Origin of the sequence: Psychrobacter sp. Arc29 (genome assembly GCF_041431175.1) — a bacterium.
Classification (GTDB): Bacteria; Pseudomonadota; Gammaproteobacteria; order Pseudomonadales; family Moraxellaceae; genus Psychrobacter.
In genome coordinates, this window is sequence record NZ_JASMRR010000002.1 from 227,164 (window position 1) to 243,569 (window position 16,406).

12 protein-coding genes are annotated in these 16,406 nt (G+C 44.3%); 6 read left to right on the top strand and 6 right to left on the bottom strand.

Annotated features, from left to right (window positions below; genetic code table 11):
• Positions 1 to 79: 79 nt before the first annotated feature.
• The 3 genes from pgsA to acs form a co-directional block, all read right to left on the bottom strand.
• On the bottom strand, positions 80 to 760 hold the full coding sequence (gene pgsA, locus QO189_RS03885; protein WP_201601155.1) for a CDP-diacylglycerol--glycerol-3-phosphate 3-phosphatidyltransferase: 681 nt from the start codon (positions 758 to 760) through the stop codon (positions 80 to 82).
• A 650-nt stretch (positions 761 to 1,410) separates the two neighbouring features.
• Entirely contained in the window at positions 1,411 to 2,568 is a 1,158-nt protein-coding gene (locus QO189_RS03890; RefSeq protein ID WP_371531605.1) for an NAD(P)/FAD-dependent oxidoreductase, read from the bottom strand.
• Between the two features lie 260 nt (positions 2,569 to 2,828).
• Complete coding sequence (acs, locus tag QO189_RS03895; protein ID WP_371531606.1) at positions 2,829 to 4,790, bottom strand: acetate--CoA ligase; 1,962 nt, start codon at positions 4,788 to 4,790, stop codon at positions 2,829 to 2,831.
• Positions 4,791 to 5,228: 438 nt separating this feature from the next.
• Here acs and QO189_RS03900 point away from each other — a divergent pair, with 438 nt between their 5' ends.
• Together QO189_RS03900 and QO189_RS03905 are read left to right on the top strand one after the other, a co-directional pair.
• Entirely contained in the window at positions 5,229 to 6,512 is a 1,284-nt protein-coding gene (locus tag QO189_RS03900) for an NAD(P)/FAD-dependent oxidoreductase (RefSeq protein ID WP_371531607.1), read from the top strand.
• Positions 6,513 to 6,628: 116 nt separating this feature from the next.
• Complete coding sequence (locus QO189_RS03905; RefSeq protein WP_371531608.1) at positions 6,629 to 7,636, top strand: pirin family protein; 1,008 nt, start codon at positions 6,629 to 6,631, stop codon at positions 7,634 to 7,636.
• Positions 7,637 to 7,740: 104 nt separating this feature from the next.
• Here the strand turns inward: QO189_RS03905 and QO189_RS03910 are convergent, their stop codons facing one another.
• Both QO189_RS03910 and QO189_RS03915 read right to left on the bottom strand, forming a co-directional pair.
• Entirely contained in the window at positions 7,741 to 8,847 is a 1,107-nt protein-coding gene (locus QO189_RS03910) for an alkene reductase (RefSeq protein WP_371531609.1), read from the bottom strand.
• A gap of 212 nt (positions 8,848 to 9,059) precedes the next feature.
• The gene (locus QO189_RS03915) at positions 9,060 to 9,989 is read right to left on the bottom strand and encodes a DMT family transporter (RefSeq protein WP_371531610.1); all 930 of its coding nucleotides are present in this window, start codon (positions 9,987 to 9,989) and stop codon (positions 9,060 to 9,062) included.
• Between the two features lie 603 nt (positions 9,990 to 10,592).
• On the opposite strand from QO189_RS03915, the gene QO189_RS03920 reads away from it, so the two are divergent.
• The 4 genes from QO189_RS03920 to QO189_RS03935 all read left to right on the top strand — a co-directional run bounded on the left by QO189_RS03920 (position 10,593) and on the right by QO189_RS03935 (position 13,786).
• Positions 10,593 to 11,006, top strand: a complete 414-nt coding sequence (locus QO189_RS03920) for a hypothetical protein (protein WP_371531611.1) — start codon at positions 10,593 to 10,595, stop codon at positions 11,004 to 11,006.
• Positions 11,007 to 11,279: 273 nt separating this feature from the next.
• Entirely contained in the window at positions 11,280 to 12,284 is a 1,005-nt protein-coding gene (locus QO189_RS03925) for a lipoate--protein ligase (protein ID WP_371531613.1), read from the top strand.
• Positions 12,285 to 12,493: 209 nt separating this feature from the next.
• Positions 12,494 to 12,910 (top strand): VOC family protein, encoded by a 417-nt coding sequence (locus QO189_RS03930; protein WP_371531614.1) that lies wholly within the window; start codon positions 12,494 to 12,496, stop codon positions 12,908 to 12,910.
• 108 nt (positions 12,911 to 13,018) lie between these two features.
• Complete coding sequence (locus QO189_RS03935) at positions 13,019 to 13,786, top strand: lysozyme inhibitor LprI family protein (RefSeq protein WP_371531615.1); 768 nt, start codon at positions 13,019 to 13,021, stop codon at positions 13,784 to 13,786.
• A gap of 145 nt (positions 13,787 to 13,931) precedes the next feature.
• Here the strand turns inward: QO189_RS03935 and QO189_RS03940 are convergent, their stop codons facing one another.
• Positions 13,932 to 16,067 (bottom strand): FAD-dependent oxidoreductase, encoded by a 2,136-nt coding sequence (locus tag QO189_RS03940; RefSeq protein WP_371531616.1) that lies wholly within the window; start codon positions 16,065 to 16,067, stop codon positions 13,932 to 13,934.
• Positions 16,068 to 16,406: the final 339 nt, after the last annotated feature.

The window sequence follows — 16,406 nt, forward strand, 5'->3', positions numbered from 1 at the left end:
GTAAGAATAGACAAATAAAAACGCCAGTCGCATGAGCCACTGGCGTTTTTTGTACAGGTTACGATTATTTGTCTCACTATTATCCGCTTTGCTTTAGGTACGGCCAAGCGGCTTTGAGATAAATCATCATCGACCAAAGCGTCAATATAACAGCGGCGACCATCAGCGCATAACCGATCGTCTCAAGCGACTCCCAGTTCAATAAGAGCACCGTAATAGCCACCATCTGAAACGTCGTTTTTAACTTACCGACATAGGACACGGCGACGCTGGTGCTTTTGCCCAGCTCTGCCATCCACTCGCGCAATGCGGATACAGCGATCTCACGTGAGATGATGACGATCGCAGCGATTGCCATGATAATATTAGGATGCCATTGCACAAGGACGATCAGTGCGACGGCTACCATTAATTTGTCAGCGACAGGATCCAAAAAACGTCCAAACGCTGACATGACATTTAATTTACGAGCGAAGTATCCATCAAGCCAATCGGTAATCGCCGCAATGATAAAAACACTGGTTAATAATAAATGGCGCAATAGGCTATCGCTAAACTCGCTCATCCCCACTCGCGCAATGACATTGTCTGAGATTGCAGGCAAGCCTATACCCATGGCAGGCGGCCAGTAAGCAATTGCAACAAACAACGGAATCATCAAGATACGAGCAATCGTAAGATTATTGGGCAAGTTAAAAATACTCTTGGTATTTTGCGAACTTGACGGTTCCTGCGTATGCAAATGCGTGCTCTCAGTCATGGCAAACCCAGTTTAATATAGACATAATAATGGCAGATAGCTTAGCATTTTTCCGGCAAGCCGTCATGCCATCTCTGCAGCGATTGAGTCACCAAAGGTATCAATATCAGATGTCTCTTTTCATATCGATATAATTTCTTGAAAACATTGAGTGCTTCTATAGATATTAATAGTAAAAAACGCTAAGACGTTACCATTGATTTAATGGCGTATTACTTAAATAGCTTGGCATAAGACTTACTACTTAAATAGATTACTAGCCAAATAAAAGCTTAATGCATTGATCATACGGTTTAGTGTTTTTATAACGTAATATACTGTAACCAAAACAGCCAAATAGCAGTCAGTCGGGTTATGATAGCAACTGTCACAAAACACTTGTACACTTAAATATGTAAGCAAATATATGTACCTATTGTATTGGTTATTATTGCCCTAATAAATAAGTGTATAGAAAGCCAATAACTATAATAAATCACGACCACGGAACTTGTGACCAATCTGCACAGCCCGTTTTCCTCAGCCCACAGCACCTCCTCTGTGGGCCTTTTTTTGCCTTTTTGCTGATACGATAGCCTCTCATATATAATAAAAAGTATCTTTAGATCTCAGTTATAAACCAGCGCTGCTAACAGACCATCACAGCACCGTTATCTTGTCTTATAGATCGCCTCAACGGTTTGCTGCGCCACCTGATAGCAGCTTTCGATATTGCCGCGAGCGCACCAGTCGCCACTGACAATCCACTGTCTGATTTCATCGACTAAGATACCTAGCTCTTTAGTATCTGTATCTATTATAGTAGCCGCATAGCGCCAGCGATGACAATCTGTTTGGCTAGGGGCGCGGTCGTCATTCCAGTTTAAGGCTTGCTGCGCCACCATTAATAACGCGGCTTTGACTGTCTCCAAATCCTCATCAACGTGGGCTTCTGACCAGTTATTGCGTGCATGAATGGTAATGCTTGGTAATAGCTCATCATGAGCAGGTTTATGATGTTCAATAAATATTCTATCGAGTACCGTATTATTTAAATAAGCAACATCCCACTGCGGTGCTGTTTGAGAGTTCAATGTCTCAGGTAATTCTTTGGCATTGTCCCAACCTAGCATCAACGTATAGCAGGCCTGCATCTGTGGCTGGGTGATGTTATCTTGCTGACTAAACCCACTGTCTGCCATCAGCTCTACTGCCTGACCGTTTGGTGCAGTACAAATGACCCAGTCAAACCAACCGAGGCTCTCCCCTGTCTCATCAAATAGCTCAGTTTTTTTATCATCTGAGTGAGTGGTATGCTCATCAAGCGGAGCCACACGCGTTTTAAACATTATGTTTGTGTGCTCGAGCCCAGCGGCTAACTCACGTCCCCAACTGGTCATTTTTGGTGTGCTGATATAGCGCGCATGCACGGTATCCCATTGCTCTTTACTTTGGATATCGGGTAATTGACTATGATCATTCGCTGGCGTTAACTCGACTACGTTGGCACACCATGGCTGTAGCAGCTCAGTATCTAACCAAGGGGCAATAAACTGCTGAAAACTAGCGGTCTTTGCCGTAAAGAACTGTGCGCCAAATGCCCATTGCCAGTTTTTACCTGTGTCACTGTCGGTGCGATAGCGCGTCGCTAAACGGCCGACACTACGTGATTTTTCAAAGATAGTGATTTGCGGCGTAGTTGTTTGCGCAAGGCTATGGTTTGAGGCGCGCTCTAGTAGTGTCGCGGTTAGCAGTCCTGTCAGACCACCACCAATGATAGCGATTTTTGGCGAGGATTCATCCGTTGAGAGCAAAGTATGATCAGTCATAATGACAGTAAACCTTATCGAGTATTTATGAGTCGCTACCATCTATAAATGGCAAGACGATTGTTATATGGCGGGCAACTAGTAGGTAGCAATGTTAATTAACCATTGATATTGAACCGTCAAAACGCCGCAATATCAATATCGTCTACGTAAAAAAGCCATGCTATTCACGATAACATGGCTTTTATTCGACTGTGACAGGCAAGTGTTAAAGGTTAGGTTTAAATTACTTCTTCAACAATGCATATCCATTCATCAACCTACTCTCCGCGACCAGCTTTGACCTGTTCGACCAGATCATTAATCACTGAGCTATCCGCCAGCGTGGATAAGTCACCCAATCCGACATATTGACCTTCTGCTAACTTACGCAAGATACGGCGCATGATTTTTCCTGAACGAGTCTTTGGTAGCGCCTCAACCATATAAATGGCATCTAAGGTCGCAATCGGCCCAATCTCAGAACGCACATGACGTTTTAGCTCCGCTTTTAGATCGTCTGTTTTTTCTTCGCCAGACTTTAGAATGATAAAGGCACAGATACCTGTCCCGCGAATCTCATGCGGCATACCGACAATCGCGGCCTCGGCAGTAGCAGGATGAGCAACCAACGCGCTCTCAATCTCCGCAGTACCCAAGCGATGCCCAGAAACGTTCAATACGTCATCCACACGTCCTGTTATCCAATAATGTCCATCTTCATCACGCTGCGCCCCATCACCTGTGAAATAATGACCGGGATAATCGCTAAAATAGGTTTTCAAAAAGCGCGGATGGTCATTGTAGATCGTACGCATTTGCCCAGGCCAACCACTACTGATGACTAAGTTACCTTCAGCAGCGCCGTCTATGATTGCGCCTTCGGCATTTACGACTTCAGGTTTAATACCATATAGTGGCGTCATCGCGGCGCCCGGCTTAAGATCGACAGTACCTGGGATAGGTGCCATCAAAATACCGCCTGTCTCGGTCTGCCACCACGTATCGACAATAGGACACTTACCATCACCAACGACATGATAGTACCAGTCCCACGCTTCTGGATTGATCGGCTCACCGACCGAACCAAGCAAGCGTAGGCTTGAGCGATCCGACTCGCGTACAAAAGCATCACCCTCTTTCATCATCGCTCGAATGGCGGTCGGGGCGGTATATAAAATAGTCACGTCATGCTTGTCGATGATATGTCCGATACGTGCCCATGTTGGGTGCTCTGGTACGCCTTCAAACATAACTGTGGTTGTACCATTAGCGAGCGGTGCATACGTTGAGTAGGTATGACCAGTAATCCAGCCGACATCTGCTGTACACCAATAAACGTCATCTTCTTTGACATCAAAGACGTCACGGAAGGTAGACAAGGCATAAGTAATATAACCCCCTGTGGTGTGCACGACGCCTTTGGGTTTACCCGTTGAGCCAGAGGTATATAGTAAGAATAATGGATCTTCGGCATTCATCACTTCAGGCTCACAGATCTCTGATTGCCCATCAACGAGATTGTGATACCAGACATCGCGGCGACCACTCATTGGGATAGAGTTGCCTGTGCGGTGGACGACGATGACTTTTTCGACACTGTCAGTTCCATCCATTTCTAGTGCATGATCGACATTGGCTTTGAGCGGTGTATGTTTGCCGCCACGTAAACCTTCATCAGCCGTGATAACGACTTTTGAGCGACTGTCTATCAAACGATTGCCTAGACTCTCGGCAGAAAACCCACCAAATACCACAGAATGCACCGCGCCAATACGCGCACATGCCAGCATTGAAACCATGGCTTCTGGTATCATTGGCATATATAACGTGACACGATCGCCTTTGCCAACGCCAAGCTTGCGTAGCGAGTTGCCCAGACGACAAACGGCTTCATGTAATTCTTTAAAAGAAATAATCTTGTGTAATGAAGGGTGATCCCCTTCCCAGATAATGGCAGGCTTATAGGGATTGTCTTCAAGATGGCGATCTAGACAGTTTACTGAGATATTCAGCTCACCATCTTCAAACCATTTAATATTAAAATTGTCTAAGTCATAATTGACATTGCTGACTTTAGTCGGTTTCTTTATCCAGTCGATCAGCTCAGCACGCTTCGCCCAAAACGCATCATTTGCTTCGGTTGATTCGATAGATTGGTTGTAGTCTTCGAGATACTTTTCAGGGGTGGTATTGGCAGCAGCCATAAACTCGGCTGAGATTGGAAATGATTTCTGGGTCATAGTATTGGTCCTTTTTAATTATTATGACCTATACAGATAATCGTCTATAACGACTACCTATGTAGGCAATAAGAGTCATCTTCCATAATGCGTGACACTCAGCGATAGTTTGACAAATAAGCGTGTCGGTTGCAAGGCATCAACAGCCAATCATAACAATTTCGCTGTACATCTGTATACTTGGTAATTGATAGCAGCGGTTATTAAAGAATTATTAGTAAGGATTATTGCAACATCGCAATCAAGAGTGCTGTTGATATGCAGATGTCATGTCACAGCTCATCGGATATCACATTTAATCCTTGTAACCTCAAATGAAATATGGACAATAGCTACCCTACCGATACTGCTTTAGACAACATCGCCGATCTGTATTATTAACACATACGATTGGTTTTGTTATCACCTTTTTTAAAATTATTGTTTTACGAGACCGCAATGACTAATCACCGCAATGCACAACCCTCTACTCACTATGATGTCATCATCGTCGGCGCTGGCGCTTCAGGATTGTATTGTGCGCTCACCGCAGGTCGCCGTGGTCGTCGCGTTTTGGTCATCGACCACGCCAATAAAGCGGGCAAAAAGATTTTGATGTCCGGTGGTGGTCGTTGTAATTTTACCAATTACTTCGTCGAGCCTGAGCATTTCATTGGTGACAATCCACATTTTTGTAAATCAGCACTGAGCCGCTATCCCAGCTGGGAGTTTATCGGCATGGTAGAGGCGCATCAGATTCCCTACCATGAGCGTGAACACGGCCAGCTATTTTGTGATGATTCTGCCCAAGATATCCTCACTATGCTCCTTGATGAATGTACGGCTGTCGGTGTGCAAGTCAAGCTCAACACCCAAGTCAATCATGTACAGACGACTGACCATGATAAAGCAAAACGGTTTGCGCTAATGACCAGCAAAAAGCTGGGCAAAAAAGACGTCGCAAGTGAGAGTCAACTTGCGCAGGCGCGCTATAGCTGTGAGTCGCTCGTCGTGGCAACTGGCGGTCTGTCTATTCCAACGATGGGCGCAAGCGGCATCGGCTATGAGCTAGCGCAGCAGTTTGGGCATACACTGATAGCAACCGATGCCAGTCTCGTACCATTTACCTTCACGGACAAAACAGGTGAGCTGATTCGTAACTTAGCAGGTATCAGCCTGCCAGTCATTGCCAGTAATGAGCGTATCTCTTTTAAACTGCCTGTACTGTTTACGCATCGCGGGCTCTCTGGTCCTGCTATGCTACAGCTATCGAACTATTGGCACAGTGGTGAGACCATCAGCATTAACCTACTGCCCGATGTAGATGTCACCGAGATTTTGCTGGCTCGCAAAAAGTCACACCCACGCCAACTGATCCGTACTGTATTGGCAGAAAACACAGACAATGCACTACCCAAAAAACTGCTGGCAGCACTACAGACCCAGCTGTGGGACGATATCAAAGATACCGAGCTTGCCAATATCAAAGATGAGCGACTCACAGAGCTTGGCGCTACCCTCAACGGCTGGCAGCTCAAGCCGTCTGGTACTGAAGGCTACCGTACGGCTGAGGTCACACGCGGCGGGGTAAAAACTGACGAGGTATCCTCAAAAACCATGCAGAGCAATTTGCAAGAGGGCTTGTACTTCATCGGCGAGGTACTTGATGTGACCGGCTGGCTTGGCGGTTATAACTTCCAGTGGGCATGGGCCAGTGGTTTTGTCAGTGGCGAGGTCGTTTAAGAAGCAGGCGCATTTGATAGTATAAAATAAACACGACATAAGTTCATTTTACTATAGAATTATAGTATAATATTCACTTACTGTTATTTATGCTAGATAGAATTGCGAGGTACTCGATGCGCCCAATCAAACAGATTCATGGTGATAAAGCACCACATTGGGTCGGTGACGGATTTTTTGTGAAAACATTGATCAATTATGTCGATGACCAACCAGACTTCAATTACAGTCATACCGATCCATTTTTATTATTTGATTATGGTGAGCCGACGACGTTTGCACCAAATCCTGATTATCAGACGCAGCCACATGGCATTGGCAAGCATCCTCATAAAGGTTTTGAGACCGTCACCCTCGCGTATTCAGGTGAGATCAGTCATGCTGACTCAATCGGTGGACGTGGGGATATTTTGGAAGGCGATGTACAATGGATGACCGCTGGTCGCGGCATTCTACACGAAGAGTTTCATTCGGAAAGTTTCGGACAGCGCGGTGGTGTGTTTAGTATGGTGCAAATGTGGGTCAATCTACCTAGCGCACACAAGCTGACTGATCCTAAATATCAATTTATCAAACGTGGTGAGATGCCTATCATAGAATTGATGGACAGTCGCGATGCCAACTCTCAAGACACTGTTGCTCAAAATACTGACAAACAAACGGTTATCGGTCAAGTTGCCATTATTGCAGGTGACTGGCATGGCGTCACAGGTAGTGCGGTGACCTTTACGCCAGTCAATATGTGGGATATCGCGCTACATACCGCAGGTACGACAACGCTACAAGTACCATGCACGCACAACACCTTACTCCTCGTACAAGAAGGCCGAGTACTGGTCAATGGCACATCTATCAGTGCAGGTAATCTGATTCAGTTTGCAGCGCCGATTAAACCATCTGTAGATTCTCAACCTGTACATGTACCTCTATCTGGTGCTGCTACGGATGCTATTGAGCTCACCTATTCTACCGATAACGATGAACACACTCTGGCCAAGCTACTGTTGCTAAGTGGGGAGCCTATTGGCGAACCAGTCGCAGGACATGGCCCCTTTGTTATGAATACTCAAGATGAGCTACGACAAACTTTTCGTGATTATCAAACGGGGAATTTTGGACATTAATCAAAATGAATGTGTAAAAAAAGCCCTCTAACTATTGACAGTTAGAGGGCTTTTTATGAAACGTGATTTAGCTATTTAGTCAGCAAAACCGACTAATAAACGAACTATTGCGCCTGATCCATAAACGGATAGTCAGTATAGCCTTCAGAGCTGCCACCATAGAAAGACTCTGGGTGCTGCTCATTGAGCGGTGCGCCTTTTTGGATACGCTCAGCCAAATCAGGATTGGCAATATAGTCACGACCAAATGCTACCGCATCGATATAACCAGCTTTGACATTTCTTTCTGCTTTGTCGGCATCGTAGCCACCCGCTGCGATGATGGTCTGATCGAACGCATCACGGACACGCTGACGGAACTCATCGCTATAAGGCGTACCACCTGCCCAATCTGGCTCAGATAGATGTAGATACATTAGACCACGTTTATTGATTTGCTCAATCATCCAAACGTTTTCGTCTTCATTATAGCCCGCTTCGACGTTGTTGAATGTACCAAGTGGTGAGATACGGATACCGACATGGTCTGCATCCCAAGCATCCACACACGCATCGATGACATCTAAGGTCAAACGCGCACGATTTTCGCGGCTACCGCCGTACTCATCATCACGCTGGTTGGTTTGCTCAACCCAGAACTGATGTAACAGATAGCCGTGAGCACCATGGATTTCTACCCCATCAAAGCCGACTTCTTTGGCATTCTTAGTCGCTTGCGCAAAATCAGCAATAACTTGTTTGATTTCATCAAGCGTGGCTGGACGCGGCGGTGTGGCATCCACGCGGATCGCTTGGTTATCGCTATCACGTAGTGAGGTGCGGATACCAACATCGACATCTGATGCTGAAATCGGTGCGCGACGCTCAGGCTGTACGCTCTCATGCGAGACAAGACCGGTATGCCATAACTGTACGACGATCTTACCGCCTTTAGCATGGACATTGTCTACAATCGTTTTCCATGCAGTGGTCTGATCTTGAGTGTGCACACCAGGCGCGCCAGCGTAGCCTTTTGCCTGAAATGAGATTTGTGTCGCCTCAGTAATGACCAAACCAGACCCTGCGCGCTGTGAATAGTATTCACTTGCCAATGCGGTTGGTACGTCACCTGGCTCAACTGAGCGCAGACGCGTGAGTGGTGCCATAATGATGCGATTTTTTAGGGTTTGGGTGCCCATTTTAACGGGTTCAAATAAGTTATCGTGTGCCATGATATATCCTGTTCGTTATTTTATTGAGCGGTAGTAAGAACTATCAAACTCTGTTTAGAAATACTTATAATATTATTAGAAAATCTACGTTTAACGCCTATCTTTATAGGGGATAGATCTTATTATTCCAAGCAATATTTACAAACAGATACAGCAATATTCACCTATACAAATCTTTGTGTTTGGTTACTACGAAGACTGTTTACTAAGCCTTAAATACTGTTCGTCTGAGTTTTGCTTTTTGGCTTTAGCATCTTCTTGATTGACAGCTCTAATGACAGATATGTGCCGAACAATATCACGACTGAACCAATAATGGCCTGTATATTTAGCGCCTCGCCAAGCAATAGATAGCCCAAAATAATCGCAAAAATTGGGATGACTAACGTAATACTCGTGGCACGCGTCGGCCCGATATTTTTGATCAACTGATTCATAAAAATAAGCGCAATGGCTGTTGAAAACACGCCGATACAAATGACCGATACCCATGCTTTTATACTGATCTCTTTGCCATAAGGAAACTCAGTAAAGGCCACTGGCAACATGATGATGCTACCGATGATGAGTGACCCTGCTGTAATGGCAACGGGTGAGACGTTGTATAAGTAGTTTTTGGTGATGTTCGCGCCAAGCGCGTAACCCACACAAGCAAACAAGGCATAGCCCATTGGTAATAATCCCTCGACCAAGCCTTTACCCTGCTCGCCGCCACCAAATAAGCTTTCGCTCATCAATATAATTACCCCGACTACCCCAATCACCAAACCAAGCGCTTGTTTTTTGGACAATCTGTCTTTAAAAAATACACGAGCGATAAAGCCGCTCATCATCGGTACAGAAGCGTTTAGTACGGCGAGTACGCCTGCGTTCACTGATTGCGCAGAAAAAGAAAACAACACGAATGGCAGCGCTGCCGAGAACAAACCAACCAGCGCTAGCATTTTCCAATGCTCCTTGATGCCGACTCTATTTTTCTTATTGAGCAATACAAAGACGAGCATGACCAATCCGGCGAATATCACACGCAAACTGGCGAATGCCAATGAGCCAAACTCAGGCACGCCAATGCGATAAAAAACGAAAGAGAGTGACCACATAAAAGAGAGGGTCACAAAGATGATGAGATCACGGTTGGTCATCGGATAATCCTATTAAGCGTGTAGACTGCATTTGCCAACTCGTGTCGGTCATAAGTGTCTGATATATGGTATAAATTATCATGCTATCAAAACATATCACGATAAATTTTTGATGGTTTGGTGAGTAATTTTTATAAAAATTATGGTAAGATTTCTTCTTATTTTTTCATTTATTTAAAGCTGTTTTCAGGTTTCTAGCTGCTCTATATACACATAAATTGAGCATAGCATTTTATCGAGCCATACACCGTCAGAAGCTCTTATTCTTTAGCTTGCCTACTTTAGCTTATTTTAGCGACTCTCTATTCATATACTCGCAAACTCCAAAGTCACCCTTGAGTAATCTGTTATTTCAGTAGGTATAAAAATCAAACTCACTTTGATATCAAACGCTCATCATAACAAGGTGCTATAGAAGATAATCTTAATAATATCAATATTAGGACAGACTTTATCTAATATATCCAAATCCATATTAAAAATAAAAAAGTTGATATTTGTTTGCTAATTACTTAATATTTGGAATGCTAGTTGGTGTTATCATGCCAAAAAAATAACTGGCAAACAGGATGAGCAGTCATTACCATTTATTGAGGAATAATTATGAAGAAAATCGCTTTATTGATAGGCAGTATGTCCGTTGCGACGGCAGGTTTTTGCGGGGTTGGTCAGTTCTCAGATGCGACCACCTGCTATGTTTATAAACAAGATAAACTGCAAAAAAAGCTAAACTGTCAGTATGAGGGCGCTGAGGGTGCAGCGATGAGTTATAGTTTTAGGCAAGTTTCTTATACCTTGCCAGGATTTGGCAAAATGGCTACATCTAATCAAGCAAACTACAATAACCGTAATGAGATCACTGGATGGACGACCACAGTCAATGACGAGCCCGCGATCATCAGATATCGTCTGCCAACCAATCAGCGTATCGTCAGTGATGCTTATGCGCAGTCTGGTAAAGCGGTTATGCAGTGCTATCTTAGTACCAAATCGCAGTGGGAAATTTGTGCTAAATAAAGCGAAATACTTATGAAATTTGAGAGGTAATAAAGCTGAGTATTTTACTCAGCTTTTTAGTAAATGTTGTCAAAACCTAATAAGCTATCTTTATCAGCCTTAGCTCTAAGATAAGAATCATTCAGATAATCTACCGAATCGCGTTATCTTACTCAAAGCCCAAGCCACCGTCCCTACTAGACACTCATTGAATTCCAACGCCGCATCGGTAAGAATGTCAGTGCCTATTTATAACGCTCACTCTATAAAAACTATCTGAAAGAAGGATCTATCATGAAACTGCGTATCTTAAAATCTGCTGTGACCAACCCTTGGTTTAACCTTGCAACCGAAGATTGGATATTTAATACACTCGATGCCGACTCGCATACATTATTTTTGTGGCGCAACTCTGAGACTGTGGTTATTGGGCGCTCGCAAAACCCATGGGTCGAGTGCAAAACCGATCAAATGGCAGCAGACGATGTATTTTTGGCTCGGCGTCAGAGTGGCGGCGGCGCGGTGTTTCATGATTTGGGCAACACCAATTTTACTTTTTTATCCCCGAAACACGCGTATGACCAGACAGCCAACTTTACCATTATCATCAATGCGCTAAAAAAACTGGGCATAGACGCTACACTATCTGGTCGTAATGACATGCAAGTGGGCGACAGAAAAATATCAGGCAGCGCCTTTAAACATGCCGCCGATCGCAGCTTTCATCACGGGACACTGCTGGTCAATGCAAACATGCAAAAGCTCGGCGACTATCTCAATCCGCATCCCTTAAAGCTCAAAGCCAAAGGCATCAAATCTGTACGTACGCGCGTGGCAAACTTGGTAGAGTTTAATGATGCCATCAATCATGAGACGTTGTCTGATGCGATTATCGAGGCGTTTTGCGAATATTACGGAGAGACTGCGCCAATTGAGCAGTTGGATGAAGCCAGCCTTGCCAAGCAGCCAACGCTAAATGCTTACTATCAGCAGATGGCTGACTGGGATTGGCGCTTTGGCAAAACGCCTGAGTTTAGCCACCATGTCGAGACGCGCTTTGATTGGGGCATGATAGATGTGCATATGGATGTGAAGCAAGCTGTGATTACAGAAGTTGTTATTTTCTCTGACGCGCTAAATGTTGAGCTGATTGATTTGCTTAAAGAGACATTGACGGGTGTTAAATATAACAAGAAAGAGATTCAAGATAAACTCGATGAACTAGCAAAAGTGCAACCTGAGTTGGCGGCTCAGGTGAATGATTTTGAAAAATGGTTGGTTGGTGAGATGGAAGGTTAGGTTTTGCGACGTGAGATTTAATCTAGCAAGTATTGCAGGGTATGTCGCTTGCACTGCTTGATAAAAAGTTACTGACACAAATGCGCTTTATGTAATTAACGGTATTGATATCATACATACGCCATCTGAGATTTTGTATATTAATGATGCATAACAAGCACCCTGCCATTGCTCGATTTTTTATGAGTAATCAATATTAAGGTATTTTTATGAAGTACTTACATGCAATGATTAGAACCAACAAACTAGAAGAAACGTTGTTTTTCTATTGTGACCTTATGGGCTTACAACTGCTAAGAAAGAGAGACTCTGAATCAGGCAGATTCAGCTTATATTTTTTAGCAACGCATGAGGGTGCGCCGGAGATTGAGGTGACGCACAACTGGGATGAAATAGAATATACCAATGGCGATAATTTTGGGCACTTTGCCTTTAGAGTCGACAACATATACGCACAGTGCGACACCTTTATACAGGCAGGGATCGAGATATTAAGACCGCCTAGAGATGGCCATATGGCTTTTGTGAAAGACCCTAATAATATCTCAATTGAGCTGCTACAAAATGGTGAAGACTTAGAACCTACTGAGCCCTGGATTTCGATGGAAAATATTGGCAGTTGGTAGGTCAGTAAGGCTAACGAGGCTGATTTTTTTGTAGAAAGTGATGATGACACGTATATCACAGTTATATCTTTCTTAAAATATAACCAAGCTCTAAAAAATGAGGACAATATGAAAAAGTTATGCATCACTACAATCGGTATTTTAGGCACTTGCCTACTTTCCACTTATGCAAATTCAGCAAGTTTTGATTGCAATAAGGCTGCTACGTGGGTAGAAAAAACAGTTTGCGAAAGCTCTGAGCTTTCTAAGCTTGATAACACAATGGCAAAAAAATATAAAAGCAATCTTGACGCTGCTCCTGACTATGAAGACAGCAAAGCTTTTAAAGATAGGTTCATTACTAATCAACGCACATGGCTTACGTTTCAACGTAATACTTGTAAAAGTGAAGAGTGTCTGATGCGTGAGTATAAAGAATATATCGAAGAGCAAACCAATTACGGTGTGGCTCGGAATTTTTCAGATGAATTAAGTCCTTCTGATTTACCGAGTAAAAGTGCCTTTGGTAAGTTTTCTCAAACCTCTCAAATCTCAATATATAATTCAGGTACTCAGCGCTGGGAAGATACGGGAGAGGCAAAAAACACGGTATCGATTCATAGTGTCGCTAATAAGCCTTATCTTTCTATTATCGATGGCGTTTTGATTTTTACCAATGCTCATACCTGTGATTTGGGAGAGAGTAAAGCCATATGGTCAGAAAATCATTGGGTCATTAATGATGAACAGTCAAATAAAGATGTTGAGCTACGTTTATACCCAGCACTTTATAAAGGTAGGACTCAGTTGTTATTGAGAGACATTGATAACCAGTATAGAGAACTGCATTGTGGTATGCGAGGGTATTTTGACGGGATTATATTAGAACGAGAGTAAGTGAACAAAATCTCTTTATTGTCTCAGAATAAACATAAGCTGAACTGAAGATCTAGTTTAATAAGTTAAATTTTCATTCTAAACAAAAAAGGACGGCAAGAAATATCCCTTCGCCGTCCATTATTTAACACTCGTGCTAAAAAATTTAGATCTGAGCCGCAACCTCTGCCCCATCACGGATTGCGCGTTTGGCATCTAGCTCAGCTGCGAGCTTAGCACCTCCGATGAGATGGTATTGCGCGTCTGGTGCATCGCCCACATTTGGCATCAGCTCGACCACGGATTCCTGACCAGCACAGACGACGACACTATCGACACGGAGTAGCTGGCTTTGGCCTTGTGAGTTGGTGACCCAAATACCTTCATTGGTAATTTTGTCATACTGCACGCCAGCGACTTGGATGACGCCGTGAGATTTGATATGCGCGCGATGTACCCAGCCTGAGGTCTTATTCAGACCACTGCCTAGACGACCTTTACTACGCTGCATTAAATACACTTGGCGAATTGGCTTGATCGCGATCGGTTTAACCAGACCGCCATCGCTTTGATAGTCTGTATCATTAGTCACGCCCCACTCTTCGCGCCACTCGCTGATGGATTGCGGTTCAGGGCGATAGCTTGGATCTTTTAATCCTTCAGGTCCGATCTCATCAAGCGACTTACCATGATTGGAAGTCAGATATTCACTGACATCAAAGCCAATACCGCCAGCACCGATGACCGCTACCGTATTGCCCACTGCTTTTTCACCAGAGAGTAGCTCAGCATAGCTGATCACTTGCGGTAGATCAGCCCCTTCGAGCTTACCTGCGAGACTTCTAGGTACGACGCCAGTGGCGACGATAACATGATGGAACTTAGCTTTTTCCAGCATGGCTTTATCCACAAAGGTATTGAGTTTGATCTCAACGCCTAAATGCTCAAGCTCATTGATATAGTAGCGAACGGTCTCAAAGAACTCTTCTTTGCCAGGGATGACTTTGGCGTAGTTAAACTGTCCACCCAATACGTCTTTGGCTTCAAACAAAGTCACCTCATGACCACGTAAGGCGGCGACATGAGCGGCTGACATACCAGCGACACCACCACCGATGACGGCGACTTTTTTCGGTTTTTTCGCTTTTTTGTACACTAGCTCTGTCTCATAGCACGCTTGCGGATTGACGAGACAAGTCGAGCGTTTGTTTTCAAAGGTATGGTCGAGACACGCTTGGTTACAGGCGATACAGGTATTGATGCGGTCTGTCTGACCGTTTTTGGCTTTATTGACCCAGTGTGCATCCGCCAAGAATGGACGTGCCATTTGAATCATGTCAGCTTGACCAGTAGCAACGATTTCTTCTGCCGTGTCTGGCATGTTGATACGGTTAGCCGCCATCATCGGGATGCTGATATGTTTTTTGATCTCAGCGGTGAAGTCAACGAAAGCGGCGCGTGGTACGCTGGTCACGATAGTTGGAACACGCGCTTCATGCCAGCCGATGCCCGTGTTCATGATGGTCACGCCCGCTGCTTCTAGCGCTTTGGCCACGGTGATGACCTCATCCATGACGTTGCCATCTTTAACCAAGTCGATCACCGACAGGCGGAATAGGATAATAAAGTCTTCACCAACGGCTTCACGAACGGCTTTAACTACATCAACGGCAAACTTCATGCGACCTTGAATATCACCACCGTAACTGTCTTTCCGCTTGTTCACATGGCTAGATAAGAACTGATTGAGTAGATAACCCTCAGAGCCCATGATTTCGACACCGTCATAGCCAGCTTGCTTGGCAAGACGCGCTGAGCGAGCATAGTCTTTGACCGTCTGCTCGATATTTTTGATGCTCATCTTGCGCGGTTTAAACGGTGAGATTGGTGATTTGATTGGGCTGGAGGATACTGCAAAAGGATGGTAGCCATAGCGACCACTGTGCAATATCTGCATGATGATTTTGCTGTCATGCTTATGCACAGCACGAGTGATGCGTTGGTGATTGATGACGTCAGCTTTGGTATTCATCGTGCCACCAGCAGGCAAAAGCCACCCTTCGCGGTTCGGTGAGATGCCGCCAGTGATCATCATTGCCACGCCGCCTTTGGCACGCTCTGCAAAATACGCTGCCAGCTTACCGTAGTTGTAAAAGCGATCTTCAAGCCCCGTATGCATAGAGCCCATGACCATACGGTTTTTTAGCGTGGTAAAACCCAAATCTAGTGGCTCAAATAAATGCGGATAATATTCGTTGGTGCTGGCGGTATCGATCGTATTGGCAGAACGGCTGGCGGTCATATCATTTTCCTTATGAATGGTTTTTGAAACGGCTTCTTAAAAACGTCTTTTTAGAATTAGAAATAGTGGTGCTACGGGATTTAGCGTTACTGGTATCGTAACACACCGCTATTATCGTCAGCTATGCAGACAAACGACTGATGAGTGAGCAATATATGAATAGTGGCAATCAGACAATAGGAAATTGCGCTGACTATAACGTTGACTTGTGGCGTATGGTTAGGTGAGTATCATTAAACCACTCTAAATTTCTAAAACGACTGTCTATAATGAGACGGATATTTTATAAATTACTCCACACAGAATAATAAATTAATCAATAAACATCGACTATTCTAA